Annotated in this window: 17 protein-coding genes; 7 read left to right on the top strand and 10 right to left on the bottom strand. The window is 74.5% G+C overall.

Annotation, left to right across the window (positions count from 1 at the left end; translation table 11 throughout):
* The first annotated feature begins 105 nt into the window (after nt 1-105).
* On the top strand, nt 106-1044 hold the full coding sequence (locus tag QSK00_RS27105) for a zinc ribbon domain-containing protein (protein WP_285596036.1): 939 nt from the start codon (nt 106-108) through the stop codon (nt 1042-1044).
* Here the strand turns inward: QSK00_RS27105 and QSK00_RS27100 are convergent.
* Nucleotides 1035-2021, bottom strand: coding sequence for an adenosine deaminase (locus QSK00_RS27100; protein WP_285596034.1), 987 nt, complete (start codon nt 2019-2021; stop codon nt 1035-1037). The genes QSK00_RS27105 and QSK00_RS27100 overlap by 10 nt on opposite strands.
* A 177-nt stretch (nt 2022-2198) precedes the next feature.
* Between QSK00_RS27100 and QSK00_RS27095 the strand changes: the two genes are divergently transcribed.
* On the top strand, nt 2199-2759 hold the full coding sequence (locus QSK00_RS27095; protein WP_285596032.1) for a hypothetical protein: 561 nt from the start codon (nt 2199-2201) through the stop codon (nt 2757-2759).
* A 9-nt stretch (nt 2760-2768) separates the two neighbouring features.
* Here QSK00_RS27095 and QSK00_RS27090 read toward each other — a convergent pair whose 3' ends face one another.
* Both QSK00_RS27090 and QSK00_RS27085 read right to left on the bottom strand, forming a co-directional pair.
* Nucleotides 2769-3359, bottom strand: coding sequence for a hypothetical protein (locus QSK00_RS27090; protein WP_285596030.1), 591 nt, complete (start codon nt 3357-3359; stop codon nt 2769-2771).
* Nucleotides 3360-3461: 102 nt separating this feature from the next.
* Nucleotides 3462-4259, bottom strand: coding sequence for an IclR family transcriptional regulator (locus tag QSK00_RS27085; RefSeq protein ID WP_285596028.1), 798 nt, complete (start codon nt 4257-4259; stop codon nt 3462-3464).
* Between the two features lie 141 nt (nt 4260-4400).
* Between QSK00_RS27085 and QSK00_RS27080 the strand changes: the two genes are divergently transcribed.
* From QSK00_RS27080 to QSK00_RS27065, 4 genes are all read left to right on the top strand, one after another.
* Complete coding sequence (locus QSK00_RS27080) at nt 4401-6266, top strand: alpha/beta hydrolase (protein ID WP_285596026.1); 1866 nt, start codon at nt 4401-4403, stop codon at nt 6264-6266.
* Nucleotides 6267-6360: 94 nt separating this feature from the next.
* On the top strand, nt 6361-7083 hold the full coding sequence (locus QSK00_RS27075; protein WP_285596024.1) for a CPBP family intramembrane glutamic endopeptidase: 723 nt from the start codon (nt 6361-6363) through the stop codon (nt 7081-7083).
* A gap of 97 nt (nt 7084-7180) precedes the next feature.
* Nucleotides 7181-8893: an MFS transporter gene (locus tag QSK00_RS27070; RefSeq protein ID WP_285596022.1), complete on the top strand. Its 1713-nt coding sequence runs from the start codon at nt 7181-7183 to the stop codon at nt 8891-8893.
* Nucleotides 8894-8971: 78 nt separating this feature from the next.
* Nucleotides 8972-9853 (top strand): DNA-formamidopyrimidine glycosylase family protein, encoded by an 882-nt coding sequence (locus QSK00_RS27065; protein ID WP_285596020.1) that lies wholly within the window; start codon nt 8972-8974, stop codon nt 9851-9853.
* A gap of 31 nt (nt 9854-9884) precedes the next feature.
* Here QSK00_RS27065 and QSK00_RS27060 read toward each other — a convergent pair whose 3' ends face one another.
* The 5 genes from QSK00_RS27060 to QSK00_RS27040 all read right to left on the bottom strand — a co-directional run bounded on the left by QSK00_RS27060 (nt 9885) and on the right by QSK00_RS27040 (nt 15304).
* Complete coding sequence (locus QSK00_RS27060; RefSeq protein ID WP_285596018.1) at nt 9885-11363, bottom strand: M28 family peptidase; 1479 nt, start codon at nt 11361-11363, stop codon at nt 9885-9887.
* Between the two features lie 109 nt (nt 11364-11472).
* The gene (locus QSK00_RS27055) at nt 11473-12297 is read right to left on the bottom strand and encodes a PspA/IM30 family protein (protein WP_285596016.1); all 825 of its coding nucleotides are present in this window, start codon (nt 12295-12297) and stop codon (nt 11473-11475) included.
* 124 nt (nt 12298-12421) lie between these two features.
* Nucleotides 12422-12949, bottom strand: a complete 528-nt coding sequence (locus QSK00_RS27050) for a helix-turn-helix domain-containing protein (RefSeq protein WP_285596014.1) — start codon at nt 12947-12949, stop codon at nt 12422-12424.
* 157 nt (nt 12950-13106) lie between these two features.
* A complete protein-coding gene (gene pgsA, locus QSK00_RS27045; RefSeq protein WP_502872083.1) occupies nt 13107-13694 on the bottom strand; it encodes a CDP-diacylglycerol--glycerol-3-phosphate 3-phosphatidyltransferase in 588 nt (195 codons plus the stop codon).
* The gene (locus tag QSK00_RS27040) at nt 13691-15304 is read right to left on the bottom strand and encodes a MiaB/RimO family radical SAM methylthiotransferase (RefSeq protein WP_285596010.1); all 1614 of its coding nucleotides are present in this window, start codon (nt 15302-15304) and stop codon (nt 13691-13693) included. The genes pgsA and QSK00_RS27040 overlap by 4 nt, the downstream gene beginning before the upstream one ends.
* Before the next feature lie 118 nt (nt 15305-15422).
* On the opposite strand from QSK00_RS27040, the gene QSK00_RS27035 reads away from it, so the two are divergent.
* Entirely contained in the window at nt 15423-15938 is a 516-nt protein-coding gene (locus QSK00_RS27035; RefSeq protein WP_285596007.1) for an amino-acid N-acetyltransferase, read from the top strand.
* 5 nt (nt 15939-15943) lie between these two features.
* On the opposite strand, the gene QSK00_RS27030 is transcribed toward QSK00_RS27035, so the two are convergent.
* On the bottom strand, nt 15944-17245 hold the full coding sequence (locus QSK00_RS27030; protein WP_285596005.1) for a hypothetical protein: 1302 nt from the start codon (nt 17243-17245) through the stop codon (nt 15944-15946).
* 87 nt (nt 17246-17332) lie between these two features.
* Complete coding sequence (locus tag QSK00_RS27025; RefSeq protein ID WP_285596003.1) at nt 17333-19993, bottom strand: FtsK/SpoIIIE family DNA translocase; 2661 nt, start codon at nt 19991-19993, stop codon at nt 17333-17335.
* Nucleotides 19994-20038 lie beyond the last annotated feature (45 nt).

Genomic DNA, 20038 nt, shown 5'->3' with positions numbered 1-20038 from the left:
GGACCTGCCTCACGGACACACCTCACGGCACACAGCGGGGCCGGGCGCGGGCCGGAGCGGCGGCAGGCAAGATGGGCACGGCATCGTCTGCGAGGAGGGAGTCCGATGGCGCTGGCGTGTCCGAGCTGCGAGGTCGGGGCGGCGGAGTACGTCGGGATGGCGGACGACGGCCGCAACGAGATGCGGTGCACGTCGTGCGGCCACCACTGGATGCACGGCGCCCGGCCGGTGTCGCCGCGCGCGGTGGTCCCGAAGTCGACGCCGGCCCCGCGGGCGCGGGCGACGGCCGCGAGGTCGAGCAGCCCCCGCACGACGACCACCACGACCCGCTCCGCGCCGGCTCCGGCCGCGGCGCCGGTCGTCCGGAGGTTCCCCACGCTGGACGACGTGCCCGGCGAGGCCCTCCAGCGGCTGGCCGCCCTGAAGGCGGCGTGGCCCCGGCAGCGGCCGCGGCCCGACTCCTACGCCGCCGACTTCCGGCGCCTCTACGAGCTGATGTTCAGCCGGGCCGGGCTCCCGCACGCCGAACCCGGCCAGCTCAAGGACTTCGTCACCAGCGACGTCCTGGCTTTGTCGGGCAACACGTCGTCGTTCTCCCGCGAGTGGCGCAAGCTCGGTGACCGGGACGCCTCGCAGCGCTTCCGCGACGCCGTCGAGTACCTGCTGCGTGGCGAGAGCGGCGACGACGAGCAGTCCCCGGACGACCCGCCCCTCGAGGACCGGTTCACCGCGCTGGTCGACCAGACGAGCCCGCACGCCATGGGCGGCGCGCGGGAGTCGGTGCTCACCCACGTCCTCGTCGTGGCGCGCCCGGAGCGGTTCCTGCCGATCCTCACCGTCGACGGCGGGTCGGGCGGCGAGGGCAAGCGGGAGATCGTCGCGTCGCTGCTCGGCGTCGAGCTCCCGCCGGTCGACCGCAGCCGGCACACGATCGGTCGGGTGGCGTGCGGCTCGAACGACCTGCTCGTGGACGCGCTGGGCGCCGGATTCGCCGACCTCGACGACGCGGCCGCGTTCCTGCTCTGGGCGCACGGTCAGGCCTGAGCCCAGGCGGCGACCTCCGCCCGCAGCTCGGCCCGGCGCGCGTCGTCGACGAACGCCGCGTCGACGGCATGGTCCGCCAGCGCGCGGACCTGCACGCGGTCGAGGTCCAGCGCCGCCGCGACCGCCCGGTGGTTGTCGTCGACGTAGCCCCCGAAGTACGCCGGGTCGTCGGAGTGCACGCTGACCGCGAGCCCGGCGTCGAGCATCGTCCGCAGCGGATGGTCCGCGAGCGTGTCCACGCCGCGCAGCCGCACGTTCGACAGGGGACAGACCGTCAGCGGGACCGCCTGCTCGACGAGCCGGGCGACCAGCGCCGGGTCCTCCAGGCTGCGGATGCCGTGGTCGACCCGCTCGACGCCGAGCACGTCGAGGGCCTCCCACACGTACGCGGCGGGCCCCTCCTCCCCCGCGTGCGCCACCAGCCGCAGTCCCTCGGCCCGCGCCCGGGCGTACACGTCCGCGAACAGTGACGGCGGGTTCCCGACCTCGGCCGAGTCCAGCCCGATCCCGAGCACGGGCGTCCCGCTCGCCACCAGCGCGTCGAGCACGTCGACGGCCTCCGCGGCGGGCCGGTCGCGCAGGAAGCACGGGATGAGACCGGTCGTCATCCCGGCCGGGGCCGCAGCGAGGGCTCCGGCGACACCCTCGAGGACCGCCTCGACCGCCACCCCGCGGGCCAGGTGCGCCTGCGGGTCGACGAACAGCTCGACGTGACGCACCCCGGCCGAGGCGGCCCGTGTCAGGTAGGCCGTCGTCATCGCCGCGAAGTCCGCCGGCTCCCGCAGCACCGCCATGTTGGCGTAGTAGAGGTCGAGGAAGTGCTGCAGGTCGTCGAACGCATAGCGGGCGCGCAGGTCCTCGAGGTCGGCGTAGGGCAGCGACACCCGGTTCCGCTCCGCGAGCTCCATGATCAGCTCGGGCTCGAGGGTGCCCTCGACGTGGACGTGGAGCTCGACGGCGGGCGGGGTGTCGGTCATGGGCTCATTCTCTCGACGCCGGTGGCGTGCCCGAGAGGCAGCCGACGATCAGACATGCCGTCCGTTCGGCCTTTCGCCGGCCACCCGAACAGCTCATAACGGACCTCCTGATCGTCGCGATGGAGGGCGAGGGACGGCAGTGACCGTCCCTCGACCGACAGCCGAGCGAGGACGACCATGACCGACCCGATCACCGCCCCCATCCCCCGCCACCGGCGGCCCGTCCGCCGCTGGCCCTGGATCGCCGCCTTCACGGTCACGGCGGTCGCCTTCCTCGTCTCCGTCCTCATGCCGTCCGGAACGCCCGCGGTGGCGGCGGTCGCGAGCACCGCACCGGCGCCCGCACCGGTCACGATCACGTCCTTCGTCACGTCACCGCCGTCGACCGTGTACGCCACCCGCACCGAGACCGTCACCGCGAGCGCGGCTGCCACGTCGACGGCTGCATCCGCCGGAGCGACGGGGGCCACCGGCTACGTCTACAAGGTCTTCGGCGCCTCTCGCGGCAGCATCACCTACTCCAGCGCAGGCGGCGGCAGTTCACAGGCCACGAACGCCAAGCTTCCGTGGACGAAGACCGTCGAGAGCCCCGGCTACGGCGGGATGACGTTCGCCTACGTCTCGGCGCAGAACGGCGGGGGCGGGACCATCCGCTGCCAGATCATCGGCCCGTCCGGGCAGGTCATCGCCGAGAACAGCGCCGAGGGCGAGTACGCGATCGTCACCTGCTCGCCCTGACCGGGACGCCTACGGAACGGCCTCGGGATCGAGCGACGACGCCACGGGTTCCATGGAGGCCATCCCGAGCCGCGCAGGATCGCACCCGACGCGGTAGAGCCGCGCGGTGACCGCGCCCGGCGTCCGGGCGAAGCGGTCGGCGAGCTCGTCGAGCAGCACCGTGCGGGGTGTCCCGGGGTCCGCGGCGAGCCACGCCGCGCGCAGCGCCGCGTCGTCCTCCGCCGACCACGGGAGCCCCCCGTTCGCGGGCCGGGGCGGACGACGGGGGAACGGCACCACCTGGCCGTCGGGCCCGTCCCAGGCCTCCGGCCAGTCCTCCCGCCACCCGAAGAGGAGCCGCTCCTCGGCGTACGGGTCGTCGTCCGGGGGCTCGGCCGGCCAGAGCGGCGGGTCCATCGGCCCGCCGATGCCGAACTGGTCGTCCGCCCACGCGGCGCGCAGGAGGGCGTGCAGCCGGCGGGCCGGGAGCGACACGGTCGTCCCGGGCCCCTCGGGGTCGATCTCCGCCCCGACGGGCACGATCGCGACGTACGCCCGGGCGTCGACGACCTGGATCCGCAGTTCGTGGTCCGCCTCGCGGACCGTGATCATCTCGCGCATGCGGCCAGGGTCGGCGCCCACCGGGCGCCCCGGCAACGACCCGCCCGGGGCCTGTGGACAACCGTGATCATCCACAGGTCGCCCTGCGCCGAACGGCAGGATCTACGACTGCCCGCTCGGCTCCACCCAGCCGAGCTTGGCCGAGAGCTCGCGCGCCGCGTCGCGCATGTCGCCCACGATCGCGCGGGCCCGCCGGCGCGGGAGTCGGTAGGCGGGGCCGGACGCCGAGAGCGCGGCGACCACCGACCCGTCGTGCGCCCAGACCGGCACCGCGACCGCGTGCATGCCGACCTCGAGCTCCTCGAACGACCGCGCGTAGCCCTCGTCGAGCACGCGGGCGAGCTCGGTGCGCAGGGCCGCCGGCTCGGTGATCGTGGCCTCGGTGAACCGCGGCAGCCGGCGGCGGAGCAGGGTGCGCTGCTCCGCGTCGTCCATGTGCGCGAGCAGCACCTTGCCGGCCGACGTCGCGTGCAGCGGGGTCCGGCGGCCGACCCAGTTCTGCGTGCTCACCGAGGAGGTGCCGAACTCCTGCGCCACGTTGATCGCCGCCTCGCCGTCGGAGACCGCGATGTTCACCGTCTCGCCCACGAGCTCGGCGAGGGCCTGGCAGGTCGGCTGCCCGAGGCGGGCGAGGTCCATGCGCCCGGTGGTGGCCGCGGCGAGGCGCACGATCCCGAAGCTCAGCGCGAACTTGCCCCGGTCGCCGAGCTGCTCGAGCAGTCCCCGCCGCTGCAGCGCGGACACCAGCCGCGAGGCCGTCGACTTGTGGACGCCGAGCTCCTCGGCGATCTCGGTGATCCCGGCCTCGCCACGGGCCGCGAGGATCTCGAGGATCGTGACGGCCCGGTCCACGGACTGGACGGAGGATCGGTCGCCCCGGTCCCCGTCCGCCCTCGACACGCCCCGCAGTGTAACGACCCCGAACGGCGCAGTGCGGACACACGACGATCTCGTCGGCCCGGGAACGAACCGGACGAGATCTCTCCGCACATCCGGAGGGTCCACCGTTCGGCGCAGCCGGAGAGGGTCCAGACTGGACGGGTGGCGAGGGTCGAGACCGACGAGCCCGGCGCCGGCGCGCGTCCGTCGTCGGGAACGGGGACGGACAGCAGGGACGGTACGGGCAGCACCGACACCGGCCCGCTGCACGGCACCCGGCCCCGGCCGCCCGCCGCACACGTGGTGCACCGCGGGCCCGGGCCGCTGGACCGGACCGGGCTGCGCTGGCTGCGCGTCGACGCCCTCGGCCTCGCCGTGGCCGTTGCCTTCGGCTCGCTGGCCATGACGCCGTCGCTCATCCCGCGCGACTGGATGGTCCAGGGCCTCGCGACGGGGCTGTCGGCGGCGGCGGGGTACGGGGTCGGGACGACGCTCTGGTTCCTGGTCCGCCGGACCCGCACCGGCGTGCGGCTCGTCGCCCACGCCCGCCTGTGGGTGCCGCGCGAGGTGCGGTTGGTGGCGTGGCCGATCCTGCTCGTCGCGGCGGCGGTCGTCGTGCTGATCGCCCTGGTCGCGGGGGTGCACTGGCAGCGGGAGCTGGCGACGCTGGTGGGGATCGAGCCCCCGACGCTGCTTGGGTACTCCCGCGCGGTCCCGCTCGGCGTCCTGGTGGCCGTCGTGCCGATCGCGGTGGTCCGGCTCGTCCGCCACGCCGACCACGTGCTCGTCCGCGGCCTGCGCCGCTACGCCCACCTCCCACGGCGGATCGCCGCGGCCGTGGCCGTCGTCGTGCTGGTGGTCCTGCTCGCGGCCTTCCTCAACCAGGTGGTGCTGGCCGGGAGCCTCGCCGTCGTCGACCAGGCCTTCTCCGGGGTCAACGACGACTCCTACCCGGGGTTCGAGCAACCGACGAGCCCCACGCGGTCGGGTTCGCCGAGCTCGCTCGTGCCGTGGCAGACCCTCGGCAAGGAGGGCCGTCGCTTCGTCGCGGCGGGCCTCGACCCCCGCCTCCTGTCCCGCGCCGGCAACCGTCCCGCCGTCGATCCGGTCCGCGCCTACGTCGGCCTGGAGTCGGCGCCGGACCCGCAGGCCCGCGCCGACCTCGCCGTCGCCGAACTGGACCGCGCCGGTGCCTTCGCGCGCCCCGTCATCGCGGTCATCACGACGACGGGCACGGGCTGGGTCGACGACCCGGTGTCCAACTCGCTCGAGGCCATGTACGGCGGGGACACGGCCATCGTCGCCACCCAGTACTCCTACCTGCCGAGCTGGCTCTCCTTCCTGTTCGACGGGCCACGCGCCGAGGAGGCCGGTCGGCTGCTGATCGACGCGGTGCACGCGCGGATCGAGGCCATCCCGCCCGGCCAGCCGCGGCCGCGGATGCTGGTGTTCGGCGAGAGCCTGGGCTCGCAGGGCTCGGAGGCGGCGTTCTCCTCGCTCGCGGACGTGCGCGCGAACACCGACGGCGCGCTGTGGGTCGGGCCGCCGAACTCGAACCGGCTGTGGTCGCAGATCGTGACCCGCCGCGACCCGGGGACACCCGAGATCCTGCCGACCTACGCCGACGGGCTGGTGGTCCGCTTCGCGGCCGGCCCCGGGGCGGCGACCGTGGCGCAGGATCCGCCGACGCCGTGGATCCGACCGCACGTGCTCTACCTGCAGCACGCCTCCGACCCGGTCGTCTGGTGGTCACCGCGCCTGCTCTGGGAGCGCCCGGACTGGCTCGTCGAGCCCCGCGGTGCCGACGTGCTCGGCGCCATGAGCTGGTATCCGGTGATCACGTTCTGGCAGGTGACGATCGACCTCGTCAACGCCGTCGACGTGCCGCCGGGGCACGGGCACGTGTACGCCGGCGAGGTGCTGGACGGCTGGGTGGCGATCGGTGCCCCGCAGGGGTGGACGGCGGCCGACACCGCCCGGGTGCGCCAGGCCCTCGTCGGCACCTCGGCGAGCACGGCCGCCGGCTGAACCCGGGGCGGGCACCGGTGTGCGGGCCCTCACGGCTCGCACACGGGCGGGGATGGCACCGTGGAGGGGTCCGAGTCCGCTGCCTCGAGGTGACATGACCGCCGCCCTCCCCGCTCCGCGCCGCGTCCCCGCGGCCCTCGTCCTGTCCGCCGTCGTCGCGGCGGTGGCCGTGGCCCTGGTCGCGTGGAACAACCTCCTCGTGCCGGCGCTGCCCGCCGACCCGGTCGTCCGCATGATCGCGAACGTCGCCGGCGTGCTCGTGCTGGTGCTGGCGGCCCGCGCGGGTGGTCTGACGTGGCGTGACCTCGGGCTCTGCCCGACGACGTGGCGGACGGGTCTGCGCTGGGGCGGGGCCGCCGTCGGGGTGGCCGCCCTCGGCTACGGGGTCGCGTTCCTGCTGCCCGCGACCCGGCCGCTGCTCGAGAACCCGGGCGTGGAGTCCAGCTCGTCCTCCCAGCTCGTGCTGCGGGCCCTGCTGCTGATCCCGGTCGGCACCGTGCTCTGCGAGGAGCTGGCGTTCCGCGGCGTGCTGCACGGCCTCACCGAGCGCGCGTGGGCCGGCCGGCTGTGGGCCGGGCGCGGCGTGATCTTCATGGTGGCGTCGGCGTTCGCGGTCTGGCACCTCGCGGGCGCGCTGGCCTCCCCCGCCGGCGGGATCCCCGTGCTGGGCGTGGTCGTGGTCCTGCTGGTCACCGCCCTCGGCGGCGTCGTGATGTCGGTGGTGCGACGCCGGACCGGGTCGCTGTTCGCCTCCATCGGCATCCACCTGGGCACCAACGTCGTCGGGCTCGTCGCGGTCCTGCTCGCCACCCGCTGATCGTGAGCTAGGGAATATTCGGAACCCTGACGACGTTCCGGGCGTCTAGTGTTTCGTTGCGCAATACACGGAACGGCACAGGCGGATCGGAGGACGGGTGGCGCAGGCTGACGTCGGAACGCGGCCGGGGGCCTCACCCGCGCTGGTCGTCGCGGTGCTCTCCTCGGTGGGCCTGATCGCCTCGTTGTGCATGACGCTGGTGGTGCCGATCGTGCCCCAGCTCCCCGCCCTGCTCTCCACGACGCCGGCGAACGCCTCGTGGGTGATCACCGCGACGCTGCTCGGCGGCGCCGTCGCGACACCCATCGCCGGCCGGCTCGGCGACATGATCGGCAAGCGCCGGGTGCTCGTCGCCACCCTCGCCCTGCTCGTCGTCGGGGCACTGATCTGCGCGCTGACCTCCTCGCTCGTCCCCGTGCTCGTCGGGCGCTCGCTGCAGGGCGTCGCGGTCAGTGCCGTGCCGCTCGGGATCAGCCTGATGCGCGACGCGCTCCCCCCGGAACGGCTCGGCTCCGGCATCGCGCTGATGAGCGCGACCCTCGGCATCGGTGGCGGCCTCGGGCTGCCCCTCTCGGCGCTGATCGTGCAGATCGCCGACTGGCACGCCCTGTTCTGGACCGCCGCCGTGCTCGGCGCCGCGGGCATCCTGCTGATCCTCGCGATCATCCCCGAGTCCGCCCAGCGCTCGGGCGGACGGTTCGACGGCGTCGGCGCGGTCGCGCTCACCGTCGGCCTGGTGCTCGGCCTGCTCGCCGTCTCCAAGGGCGCCGAGTGGGGCTGGGGCAGCGCGACGACCCTCGGCTCCGCGATCGGCGCCGTGGTCGTGCTGCTCGCCTGGGGCCTCTGGGAGCTCCGCACGCGCGACCCGATCGTCGACCTGCGCGTCACCGTCCGCCGGGCCGTGCTCGTGCCGAACCTGGTCTCGGTGCCGGTCGGCGTCGCGATGTTCACCGGCATGGTGACCTTCCCGCAGCTGCTGCAGGCCCCGACGTCGTCGGGCTTCGGCCTCGGCCTCTCGCTGCTCGCCGCGGGGCTCGTCCTCGCGCCCAACGGCGTCGTCATGATGCTGATGTCGCCGGTCACCGCACGGGTCTCGGCGCGCTTCGGGCCGCGGACCTCGCTGCAGGCCGGGCTCGTGATCATCGTGACCGCGTATGCGCTCGGCACGATGCTGCTCTCCGAGCCCTGGCACATCGCGCTGGTCATCGCGCTGGTCGGCGCGGGGGTCGCCCTCGCGTACGGCTCGCTGCCCGACCTGATCATGCGGGCCGTCCCCACCGACAAGACCGCCGCCGCGAACGGGCTCAACACGCTCATGCGCTCGGTCGGCACGTCGACCGCCTCGGCCGTGGCCGCGGTGGTGCTCTCGGCGATGATCGTCCGGACCCCGACCTACACCGGCCCCTCGCTCGCCGGCCTGCAGACCACCCTGTGGATCGCCGCGGGCTGCGGCCTCGTGGCGCTGGTGGCGACGACGCTGATCCCGGTCCTGCCACGCTCGCGGTCGATCGACTCCACGGTCGTCGAGACCGAGGCCGGCGTTCCCGACGGCGGCCACGGTCCCGCCGTGCACGGACACGTCCGGCTCGCCGGCGGCGCCCCGGCGTCCGAGGCGCACGTGACCCTGGTGGACCTGCACGGCCGCCAGCTGGCCGTCGTCCCGGTGGAGCCCGACGGCACCTTCCGCGCGCCGGTCGACCACCCGGAGACGGTGCTCGTCATCGCCAGTGGCCCGGGCGGCCGGCCGATCGCCCAGCACGTGTCGCCGGAGGAGCGCTCCGCCCCCCGGGACCTGGTCCTGGCGCGGTAGTCCCCCGCCTCCGCGGATGGAGTCGCCGTCCGCGGGGCACCATGAAGGGGCGAGCGACGCGACGGGAGGTGGGACGCCGTGCCCGAGGGTGACACCGTGTTCCTCGCCGGCCGGCGCCTCGACGACGCGCTCGCCGGGAAGGAACTGGCCCGCGGCGAGCTGCGACACCCCCGGCTCATCGGTCACGACCTCGCGGGGCGGACCGTCGAGAACGTGGTCAGTGTCGGCAAGCACCTGTTCACGCGGTTCGACGACGGCCGCAGCCTGCACAGCCACTTCCGCATGGACGGCTCGTGGCACCTCTACCGGCCGGGTCGTCCGTGGCGGGGCGCCGACCACGAGATCCGGGCGATCCTCGCGGTCGAGGACCGGGTCGCGGTCGGCTTCCGGCTGCACGACCTCGAACTGCTCCCCACCGACGAGGAGGACCGCTTCGTCGGCCACCTCGGGCCCGACCTCCTCGGCGACGACTGGGACGACGAGACGTCGGCTGCGGAAGTCCTACGCCTCCTCCGGGCCGACCCCGACCGCGAACTGGGGACGGCGCTGCTCGACCAGCGGGTGGCCTGCGGCGTGGGCAACCTCTACAAGGCCGAGATCTGCTTCCTGCTCAAGGTGTCGCCGTGGACGAAGGTCGGCGACCTCACCGACCGGCAGACCGCGGACGCCGTGAGCTGGTCGCGCAAGCTCCTGCTGCGCAACGCGTGGCGCCCGGAGCAGTCGACGACCGGCGACCTCGGCGAGGGCGCCCAGCACTGGGTCTTCGAGCGCGGCGGCCGCAACTGCCGGCGCTGCCGCGACGTGGTGCGGGTGGCCCGGCAGGACGACGGCACGAAGGACGCCGAGGACCGGGTCGCCTACTGGTGCCCGACCTGCCAGCCCGGGCCGCACCCGGAGGTCCCCCGCAGCCGGGGCGGACGCCGTCCCCAGCAGCAGACGGGCCGGCGCGCGCGGTACTGATCCGGCACCCGTTCGTTCCCGACGGGGGCGCCTACCGCGGCTGGCGCTGCGCCCGCGGCGGGACGCCGTCGGGGCCGGAGAGGTCGAGCGCGTAGCCGCCGATCACCCCGGCGAGAGCGCGGACGTTGCGGTCCAGGGCGACGCGGTCGAGGTTGGCCAGGTCGTCGCGCGGAGAGTGGTAGTTCGGGTCGAACGACTCCCCCGCCCGGCCGCCCCACCGGGCCGCCTGCTCCGCGGTCTTCTGCTCCTCCGCGCCGGTGAACAGCCCGCCCGCCGGGATGCCCGCCTCGATGAAGGGGCCGTAGTCCGACCGGCCGTCGAAGTCGGTGCCCTGCCCCTGCACCCCGACCTGCCCGAGCGCGGCGAGCAGGCGACGCTCGACGGCATCCGACCCGGGCGGACCCGCCGGGGCGCCCACCCGGTCGGAGTCGTCGCCGTCGTAGGCGAAGTAGCCGGCGTTCGGCGAGGCCACCATGTCGACGTTCAGCAGCAGCGCGATGTCCCGCTTCCGCTCGACGTCGAGACCCGCCACGTAGGCCTCCGACCCGAGCAGCCCGAGCTCCTCCGCGCCCCACCACCCCAAGCGCACGGCGTTGGTCACGGCGGGCGCCCCGCCGAGCCGGAGCGCGGTCTCCAGCAGGGCCGCCGAGCCGGAGCCGTCGTCGTTGATGCCCGGGCCCTCGGCGACGCTGTCGAGGTGGGCGCCGGCCATGACCACCTCGTCGGGGCGGCCGGTGGTCGTCTGGGCGACGACGTTGCGGGTCTGCCGCGTCTCGGACCGGGTCTCGAGCACGAGCGTCGCGGGCGTGCCGGAGCGTGCGAACAGCGGGTCGCCGGCGGCCTTGGCCAGGCCCGCCGTCGGGAGCCGGGCCTCGGCGACGGAGCCGAGCGTGCCGTTCAGCGGCCCGTTCTCGGTGTTCACGACGACGAGCGCTGCCGCTCCGGCGTCCGCCGCGAGCTGCTGCTTCTGCGTGAACGGGCACACGCCGCGGCGGGCCAGGACGATCGCGCCGCGCACGGTCGGCGGGAAGTCGGTGGCCTCGCACGCCGGGGTGGGGTCGGCCGGGGTGTCGGCGAGGGCGACCAGCGGCGCGGTGAGGCCCCCGGGCGGGGTGGCGCGGGAGTAGGTCAGCGCGACGGCGCCGGCCACGGGGGTCCCGCCGACGGCGAGGCTCTGCGCGCCGGGCGTGAACAGGTCGAAGGAGAAGGTCGGCGTCTCCACCTGCCAGCCGGCCGCCCGCAGCCGGTCGGCCACGTAGTCCACGCTCTGCTCGTGGCCCGGCGAGCCGGAGGCGCGGTTGCCGCCGTTGCGGGTCGCGATGTCCTGGAACTGCTGCAGGTGAGCGAAGGCGCCGTCGCCCGTGACCTCGGCGGCCAGCCGGGCGGGCAGACCCGGATCGGGCGCCGCCGGCGCTGCCGGAGCAGTGGCGTTCGGTGCCGGCGCACCCCCGCACGCCGCCGTCACGAGGACGACCAGCAGGGACAGCGTGACCAACCCCGAGCGCAGCATCCCCCGTGACTCTAGAGCCGATCAGACATTCCGGCACGAAATGCACGAAGGGCCCCCTCGCTCGGTCTGCTCGAGCGAAGGGGCCCTCCGGTCAGGACGTGCGTGCCGCTCAGTTCTGCTGCGGCGGCGCGTACTGCTGGGTCGGCTGCGCCGGAGCGGGCTGCGCCGGCTGCGTCTGACCCGCCGCGGGCTGGCCCTGCGTGACCTGCCCGGGACCCGACATCGACGCCCGGATCTGCTCCAGACGACTCTGCCCGGCGAAGTCGGTGGACGCCTGCTGCACCTCGAGCATCCGGCCCTGCACGCTGTTCTGCGCCAGCTCCGCCTGCCCGAGGGCGGTGGTGTACCGCTTCTCGATCTTGTCGCGGACCTCGTCCAGCGACGGCGTGTTGCCCGGTGCCGCGACCTCGCTCATCTGGCGCAGCGAGTTCGACACCTGCTCCTGCATCTTGGCCTGCTCGAGCTGGCTGAGCAGCTTAGTGCGCTCGGACAGCTTCTGCTGCAGGACCATGGCGTTGCGCTCGACGGCCGCCTTGGCCTGCTGCGCCGCGCCGATCGACTGGTCGTGCAGCGTCTTGAGGTCCTCGACGTTCTGCTCGGCGGTCACCAGCTGGGTGGCGAACGCCTGCGCCGACTGCTCGTACTGCGACGCGGCCTGCTCGTCGCCCTTGGCGCGAGCCTGGTCCGCCATCGTCAGCGCCTGCCGCGCCGACGACTGCAGCTTCTCGATGTCACCCAGCTGACGGTTCAGCTTCATCTCCAGCTGCCGCTGGTTGCCGATCACCGAGGCCGCCTGCTGCGACAGCGCCTGGTGCTGGCGCTGGGCGTCCTCGATCGCCTGCTGGATCTGCACCTTGGGGTCCGCGTGCTCGTCGATCTTCGACGAGAACGCCGCCAGGAAGTACTTCCAGGCCTTCACGAAGGGGTTGGCCATCTGCTCCCGCCCAACTCGTCACCGTCCGCACAGGCCGCTGACGCTGACCTGGTCCCTACCCATCGTGTCAGCTCCGCCCGCGGGCTTCCACCGAGGTCCCGCCCGGGCGTGGCGGACGGCGGACTCAGGCCGCCGACCGCACCGTGTCGGGGCGACCGAGCGTCACCAGTTCGACCAGCCGGAGCTCACCCGTCGGCTCGTCGGCCAGCTCGTCGACCACGGCCCCGTCGTCGGCCTCGGTGGCCGCGTCCGCGGTCTCCACCAGGTCGACCACCTCGGCCGACGGCGTCTCCGCCGGGGCCGCCTCGGCACCCTCGGCCGGGGCGCCCTCGAAGGCCTCCTCGACCGCCGAGCGGAGCGCGGGGTCCACCGTCAGGCGACGGTCGGCCAGCCGCGCCGGGCGACGGGGCTCCGCCGGCTCCGGCCGCATCGTGGCCGCGACGTCGTCGAGCAGGTCGGGCAGCGGGAGGGCGAGGGCGTCGCAGATCGCGGCGAGCAGCTCGCTCGACGGTTCCTTGCGGCCGCGCTCGATCTCCGACAGGTAGCCCAGGCTCACCCGCGCGTCCCGCGAGACGTCCCGCAGGGTCCGCCGACGCTCGGTGCGGGCGCGACGGATCGTCCCGCCGATCGCCTCGCGCAACAACAGCGCCATGTGAGCACCTCCCGGCCGTACCCGCCGTCGGGAACCCAGCGGCCCCGCGGAGAGCCCGGCATCGATGACCGTTCCGACCACGGTACCGACTCCCGCGCTCCCGCGTCGGGGCGCACGACCACGTTCACCGTGGGCGAACTGGGAGCCTCGGGGCGGCTCAGCGCAGCGCGGCCCGCCGCAGCCGGACCGCCTGGGCGACGTAGTCGAGGCCCGTCACCACCGTGACCACCACCGCGAGCAGGAACAACACGGCCACGCCGGGGGCCGCCCACGCCGGCAGCGGCATGATCGCGAGACCGAGCGCGAAGGTCTGCAGCACCGTCTTGAGCTTGCCGCCGCGACTCGCCGGAATCACTCCGTGGCGCAGCACCCAGAAGCGCAGGCCGGTCACCCCCAGCTCGCGGACGGCGATGACGAGGGTCACCCACCACCCCAGCTCGCCCAGCACCGACAGCCCGATCAGGGCCGCGCCGACCAGCGCCTTGTCGGCGATCGGGTCGGCGATCTTGCCGAAGTCGGTGACGAGACCCCAGCGTCGGGCGAACTCACCGTCGAAGGAGTCGGTGACCGAGGCGAGGGCGAAGACGCCGAACGCCGCCCAGCGCCATCCGGCGTCGTGCCCCCCGGCGGTGAAGAGCGCGACGAGGAACACCGGCACCAGCACCAGCCGCGCCACGGTGAGCGCGTTGGCGATGTTGACCAGCGGAACCGGACGATCCACCGGGCCCACCGCCTGCTGGGTCACCGGGCGCCCGTCGCGGCGGGCTCGCGGTCGGCCGTGGGCGAGAGCAGCTCGAGCACCTCGAGCGCCTCGACGACGAGGTCGACGCCGTCGGAGGCGACCACGCGGGCCCGCACCATGGCCCCGCGGTGGAGGTCGGCGAGGAGGTCCTCGTCGCCGGTGAGCAGGCACTCGCCGTCGACGTCCGGGCCCTGGTGGGCGGCGCGGCCGATCCAGACGAGGTCGCCCGGCGCGGTGTCCTCCACCTCGGCCTCGTCGTCCGGCTCGTCGGGCAGGTCGGTCATCTCCGGCTCGGCGTCCAGACCGAGCTCGGCGAGGTCGAGGTCCTCGACGTCGGCGAGGTCGGGGTAGGCGGCGGCCAGGTCGGCCTCGGCGGCCGCGGAGAGCTCCTGGCGCTCGACGAGCACCTCGACCTCGGTGCCGACGCGGCGCGCGGCGCGGTCGGCCGAGACCACCTCGACCAGCGAGGTGATCCGCTCGACGCGCGCGGCGACCCCGGCCGGGTCGATCTTGTCGGGCAGGTCGGCGGCCTCGGTGCCGTCCTCGTCGGAGTAGCCGAAGACCCCGACGGCGTCGAGCTCGGCCGCGGAGAGGAACGCCTCGAGCTCGGCGAGGTCCTCCTCGGTCTCGCCGGGGAAGCCGACGATGACGTTGGACCGGATGCCGGCCTCGGGGGCCAGCGCGCGGATCTCGGCGCACAGGGCGAGGAACGACTCCCGCGACCCGAACCGGCGCATCCGGCGCAGCAGCGGCCCGGAGGCGTGCTGGAAGGAGAGGTCGAAGTAGTCGGCGACCCGCTCGGTGCGGGCGATCGCGGCCAGCAGCGGCGGGCGGACCTCGGCGGGCTGCAGGTAGGAGACGCGGACCCGACGCAGACCGGGGACCTCCGCGAGCGAGCCCAGGAGCCGCTCGAGCGCTCCCCCGGCCGCGCCGCGCGCGTCGATGTCCTTGCCGTAGGAGGTCGAGTTCTCGCTGACCAGCGTCACCTCGGCGACGCCGTGGTCGGCGAGCCAGGCGGCCTCGGCGACGACGTCGTCCGCGGCCCGCGAGACGAACGCCCCGCGGAAGGACGGGATGGCGCAGAAGGCGCAGCGCCGGTCGCACCCGGAGGCGAGCTTGAGCGGGGCCACCGGCGCGTCGTCGAGCCGCTTGCGGGGCACCTCGGGCAGCCAGTCGTGGCCGGGGATGCTGCCGTCGCGGACCGCCTCCGGGCGCTTCACCGGGCTGATCGGCAACAGCGTGCGGCGGTCGGCGGGCTGGTGCGAGGCGAGCGGCCGGCCGGCCAGCACGTCGTCGAGGCGCTCGCCGATCGCGCCGTAGTGGTCGAAGCCCAGCACCGCGGTCGCCTCGGGGAGGGCCTCGGCGAGCTCCGCGCCGTAGCGCTCGGCCATGCAGCCGACCGCGACGACCTTGGAGTCCGGCCCGCCGGCGGCGAGCACCGCGTCGACCGAGTCCTTCTTGGCCTGCTCCACGAAGGTGCAGGTGTTGACGAGGACGACGTCGGCGCTGCCGTCGTCGTCGGCCGAGATCTCCCAGCCCTCGGCGGCGAGCCGGCCGGCGAGTTCCTCGGAGTCGACGTCGTTGCGCGCGCACCCCAGGGTCACGAGCGCCACACGGCCCCGGGCTTGCTCCTGGGATGCGCCCGCGTGGATATCCCCAGGCGATGGCACCCGTCCAGGGTAGACGCACCCGCACCGCCGCCCGGTGCTCCGGTGCCTACAGTGGCACCCCGTGTCATCGTCGCCGTCGTCCCCGGTCCTGTTGCGACGCGCCCGGACGGCCGACGTCCGCGGGATCAAGGCCCTCGTCGACTCGTTCGCCGACGACAACATCCTGCTGCGCAAACCGCTGGTCACCCTGTACGAGACCGTCCAGGAGTTCCGGGTCGCGGTGCGCGGCCGGGAGGTCGTGGGCTGCGGCGCGCTGCACGTGCTGTGGGAGAACCTCGGCGAGGTCCGCACCATCGCGGTGCACCCCTCGACCCAGGGCGGTGGTGTCGGACACACCCTCGTCGACGAGCTGATCGGTGAGGCGCGTGCCCTCGGCCTCGCGAGCCTGTTCGTCCTCACCTTCGAGGTCGAGTTCTTCCTGCGCCACGGGTTCCGGGAGATCGACGGCTCACCGGTGACGCAGGAGATCTACCTCGAGATGATGCAGTCGGCCGACGAGGGCGTCGCGGAGTTCCTCGACCTCGCCTACGTCAAGCCGAACACCCTCGGCAACACGCGGATGCTGCTCGACCTGTAGACGGCTCAGGCCGCCTGCGCGGGTCCGGTCTCGGGGAGGGCCCGCGGGATCGGGGTGACCTCGGCCGTCGCGCCCGTGGGCAGCACGACCCGCACCGAGACCGCGCCGCTCGTCGCGGTCACCTCGACGGTGCCGCCGAGCACGGCGGCGCGCTCGGCGAGAGCGGGCGAGAGCTCCGCGGCGCGTCGCCCCCGGCCGGAGGCGACCTCCAGGGTGACCGCGTCCGCGCGGTGCTCGACCGACACGCTCGCCGGGACCGGCCCCGGGCAGGAGGCGACGTCGGTGACCAGGTCGGCGAGCAGTCGGGCGGCGAGCAGGCCCACCTCGGGGCGGTCGGTCGCCGGCACGCCGCACACCACCACCGACGGCGGGCGACCGGAACGGCGCGCCTCGGCGTGCGCGGCCTGCTGGGCGTCGGCGACGAGCATCGCGACCCGCCCGGTGTCGAGGGTCCCGTCGACCACGGTCTGCGGGCGCGGCGCGAGGTCGACGGCGGTCAGGGCCGGCAGCACCCCGGCGAGCCGGTGCCGGGCGACGCGACCGCGCCGGGGCTCGGTCGCGTCCGACGCCAGCACCGCGAGCTCGTGGACGAGTGTCCGGTGGACAACCGCGGCGAGGCCGAGCCGGCCGTGCGCGTCGCACCGGCCGAGCGCGTCCACCGCGCCGAGCCAGCGGCGGCGCCGGGCGGCCACGGCGGACCGGCGCCGGTGCAGCCCGATCCCCCACGACGCGGCGAGCGCCACCCCGAGCAGCAGGCACGCGCCGGACTGGGGCGCCGTCCCGGTCGGCAGGTGGACCGCCCCGGCGACCATGCCGGCCGCGGGAGCGGCCGTCGTCGCGAACGGCGCGGCGACGGCCAGGACACCGAGCACCGCGGCGAGTCCGAGGGCGGACGCGATCGGGGGCGCGTGCCGGGCGGTGAGGGCCATGAGCACCACGAGGGAGACGACCAGCAGCGGGCCGGCCGCGACCGACGCGGGCAGCAGGACGGCCACGAGCGCGAGGAGCGCGAGCACCGCGGCACCGATCGCGGTCCCGACGACGAGCCACGGCCAGCGGCTCGGTCCGGTCGCGGTCAGGTCGTCCACGGTGGGCAGCCCGCCGAGCGCGGCGGCCCGCCCGGTGGCGTCCAGGGCGGCGGCCGCGTGGCGCGGGACCTCGTCGTCGGGGGCGGACTCGAGTCGGTGCAGGTGCTCGACGACGACGGCCCGCAGGTCGGCCGCGACGCGATCGCGCTCCCGGGCCACCGCGCCCGGCACGTCCGCGACGATCGCGTGCGCCGCGTCCTTCTCCTCGTCACCGATCATGATCCGCCACTCCCGACCCCCGGAGGAACCAGCCGCGGGCAGCCTGACAGAACACCCTGAGCGACCTGACAGGACACGCGGAGGACTTCAGGCGTCCACCCGATCCGGGTCCCCCAGGTCCGTCGCGCCGTCGTCGGCGACGGGTGCGGGAGCGGGCTCGCCGCGGATCGACGCGAGGAGGTCCGGGAGCTCGTCGGGCTTGAACAGCACGTCACGGGCCTTGGAGCCCTCGCTCGGGCCGACCACGCCCCGCGTCTCGAGCAGGTCCATGAGGCGCCCGGCCTTCGCGAACCCGACGCGGAGCTTGCGCTGCAGCATCGACGTCGAGCCGAACTGACTGGTCACGATGAGTTCCGCCGCCTGCAGCAGGACCTCGAGGTCGTCCCCGATGTCCGGGTCGATCTCCTTCTTCTCGCCGGCGGCCTCGGTGGTGACGGAGTCGTCGTAGTCCGGCTCGGCCTGCTCCTTGCAGAAGTCGACCATCGCGGCGATCTCGTCGTCGCCGACGAACGCGCCCTGCAGCCGGTTCGTCTTGCCCGCGCCCATGGGCAGGAACAGCGCGTCGCCCATGCCGATCAGCTTCTCCGCGCCCGGCTGGTCGAGGATGACGCGCGAGTCGGTGAGCGAGCTGGTGGCGAACGCCAGCCGCGACGGCACGTTGGTCTTGATCAGACCGGTGACGACGTCCACCGACGGCCGCTGCGTCGCGAGCACCAGGTGGATGCCGGCCGCACGGGCCTTCTGGGTGATGCGGACGATCGCGTCCTCGACGTCGCGGGGCGCGGTCATCATGAGGTCGGCGAGCTCGTCGACGATCGCCATGATGTACGGGTAGGGCCGGTAGACCCGCTCGGAGCCGGGCGGCGCCTGGATCTTGCCCGAGCGCACGTGCTCGTTGAACACGTCGATGTGGCGCACCCGGTTGGCCTGCATGTCCGCGTAGCGCTGCTCCATCTCCTCGACGAGCCACGCCAGCGCGGTCGCGGCCTTCTTCGGCGAGGTGATGATCGGCGTGATCAGGTGCGGGATGCCCTCGTAGGGCGTCAGCTCGACCATCTTCGGGTCGATGAGGATCATCCGGACCTCGTCCGGCGTGGCCCGCGCCAGCAGCGAGACCAGCATGGAGTTGACGAAGCTGGACTTACCGGAACCGGTCGAACCGGCGACCAGCAGGTGGGGCATCTTCGCGAGGTTCGCCAGCACCATCTGGCCCTCGATGTCCTTGCCCAGGCCGATGACCATCGGGTGCGTCTCGCGCCGCGCCGTGTTCGACGACAGCACGTCGGCGAGCCGGACCATCTCACGGTCGGAGTTCGGCACCTCGATGCCGACCGCCGACTTGCCCGGGATGGGCGCGAGCAGACGGACGTTGTCGGTCGCCGCGGCGTAGGCCAGGTTGCGGTGCAGCTGGGTGATCTTCTCGACCTTCACGCCGTGGCCGAGCTCCACCTCGTAGCGCGTGACCGTCGGCCCGCGCACGAAGCCGGTGACCTGCGCGTCGATCTTGAACTGCTCCAGCACGCCGGTGATCGCGTCGATCATCGCGTCGTTCGCGGCGGAGCGGGCCTTCGGCGGGTCGCCCGCGACCAGCAGGTCCGGCGGCGGCAGGTGGTAGTCCTGCTCGCCCTCGGGCGGCTCGCGGTGGCTGGAGAACGACTGCGCGGCCTGCGGGTCGGTCTCGGAGTCCTCGACGACGGGCGGGGTCTCGGGGATCTCCGCGGCGGGCTTGCGCTTCTTCGCGGGCTCCTTCGCGACGGCGGGTTCGGGGGCCTTCTCGACGGCGGGCGGTTCGGGCGCGGGGGTCCGGTCGATCGGCTCCGAGAGATGGTCGCGGTGACGGGCCGGGTGGGCGTCGGCGTCGAGGAGGTCGGCCTGCTCCTCGTCCTCCGCGACCTTCTTCTTCCGGCGCCGCGGCTTCTCGATGACCTCGGTCTCGGCGGCCCCCTCGGTGTCCTCGACGTCCTCCGGGCTGCCCCACTCGTCGTCGTACTCGTCGTCGTCGAAGGCCTCGCCCGTGATCAGGCAGCGGACGCGACGCGGCACGTCGCGGACCGGCGTGCCGGTGAGCACGAGCAGCCCGAACGCGGCGACGAGCACCAGGACCGGCATGGCGAGCCAGACCGTGACGCCGGCGGTCAGCGGGTCGGCCAGCCACGCGCCGATCACCCCTCCCCCGGCCTGTCGCCCGGCGAGGAGCTCCGGCGCGCCGACCGAGAGGTGCCAGGCCCCGAGCACGCCGACGGTGAGCAACAGGGCCCCGACGACGGTGCGGGGCCGGGTCTCCGGGTTCGGGTCGGTGCGCATGAGCAGCACGGCGATGCCGATCAGCACGACCGGCAGCGCGAGGGCGACGGAACCGAGCACGGTCCGGAGGGCGATCTGGATGCCCGCGCCGATCGGTCCGCCGGCACCGAGCCAGAGCCCGGCCGCGGTGACCAGCGCGAGGACGACCAGTGCCAGCGCGATGCCGTCCCGCCGGTGCGCGGCGTCGATCTCCCGGCCGCGGCCGATGGTGCGGGCCACCGACCCGAGCCCCCGCGCGGTGAGCGTCCACGCCCCGCGCATCCCGCGGACGAGCGGGCCGGGTCCGGTCCGGCGCCGCGCGGGCTTCCGGGCGGCCGGCTTCCGGGCGGGCGCCCGGCGACCGGACCCGGACCGCGACGGCTGCGCGGTCGCGACCGTGCGCCCCGGCGTCCGCCCACCGGTGAGCGGGCGGCTGCGCTGCGAACGCGTCTCGGTACGGGCCATGTCGGACACGGTAACCGCGGCGCCCCACACGTCCCGGGAGCCACA

Source organism: Actinomycetospora sp. NBRC 106378 (assembly GCF_030269685.1).
Taxonomy (GTDB): domain Bacteria; phylum Actinomycetota; class Actinomycetes; order Mycobacteriales; family Pseudonocardiaceae; genus Actinomycetospora.
This window is presented reverse-complemented; position numbering and strand designations above follow the sequence as displayed.

Excerpts from the sequence above, each read along its gene's own strand:
- QSK00_RS27105 (WP_285596036.1), top strand. The coding sequence starts at position 106 with ATGGCGCTGGCGTGTCCGAGCTGCGAGGTCGGGGCGGCGGAGTACGTC.
- QSK00_RS27100 (WP_285596034.1), bottom strand. The coding sequence starts at position 2,021 with ATGACCGACACCCCGCCCGCCGTCGAGCTCCACGTCCACGTCGAGGGC.
- QSK00_RS27095 (WP_285596032.1), top strand. The coding sequence starts at position 2,199 with ATGACCGACCCGATCACCGCCCCCATCCCCCGCCACCGGCGGCCCGTC.
- QSK00_RS27090 (WP_285596030.1), bottom strand. The coding sequence starts at position 3,359 with ATGCGCGAGATGATCACGGTCCGCGAGGCGGACCACGAACTGCGGATC.
- QSK00_RS27075 (WP_285596024.1), top strand. The coding sequence starts at position 6,361 with ATGACCGCCGCCCTCCCCGCTCCGCGCCGCGTCCCCGCGGCCCTCGTC.
- QSK00_RS27060 (WP_285596018.1), bottom strand. The coding sequence starts at position 11,363 with ATGCTGCGCTCGGGGTTGGTCACGCTGTCCCTGCTGGTCGTCCTCGTG.
- QSK00_RS27055 (WP_285596016.1), bottom strand. The coding sequence starts at position 12,297 with ATGGCCAACCCCTTCGTGAAGGCCTGGAAGTACTTCCTGGCGGCGTTC.
- QSK00_RS27050 (WP_285596014.1), bottom strand. The coding sequence starts at position 12,949 with ATGGCGCTGTTGTTGCGCGAGGCGATCGGCGGGACGATCCGTCGCGCC.
- QSK00_RS27030 (WP_285596005.1), bottom strand. The coding sequence starts at position 17,245 with ATGATCGGTGACGAGGAGAAGGACGCGGCGCACGCGATCGTCGCGGAC.
- QSK00_RS27025 (WP_285596003.1), bottom strand. The coding sequence starts at position 19,993 with ATGGCCCGTACCGAGACGCGTTCGCAGCGCAGCCGCCCGCTCACCGGT.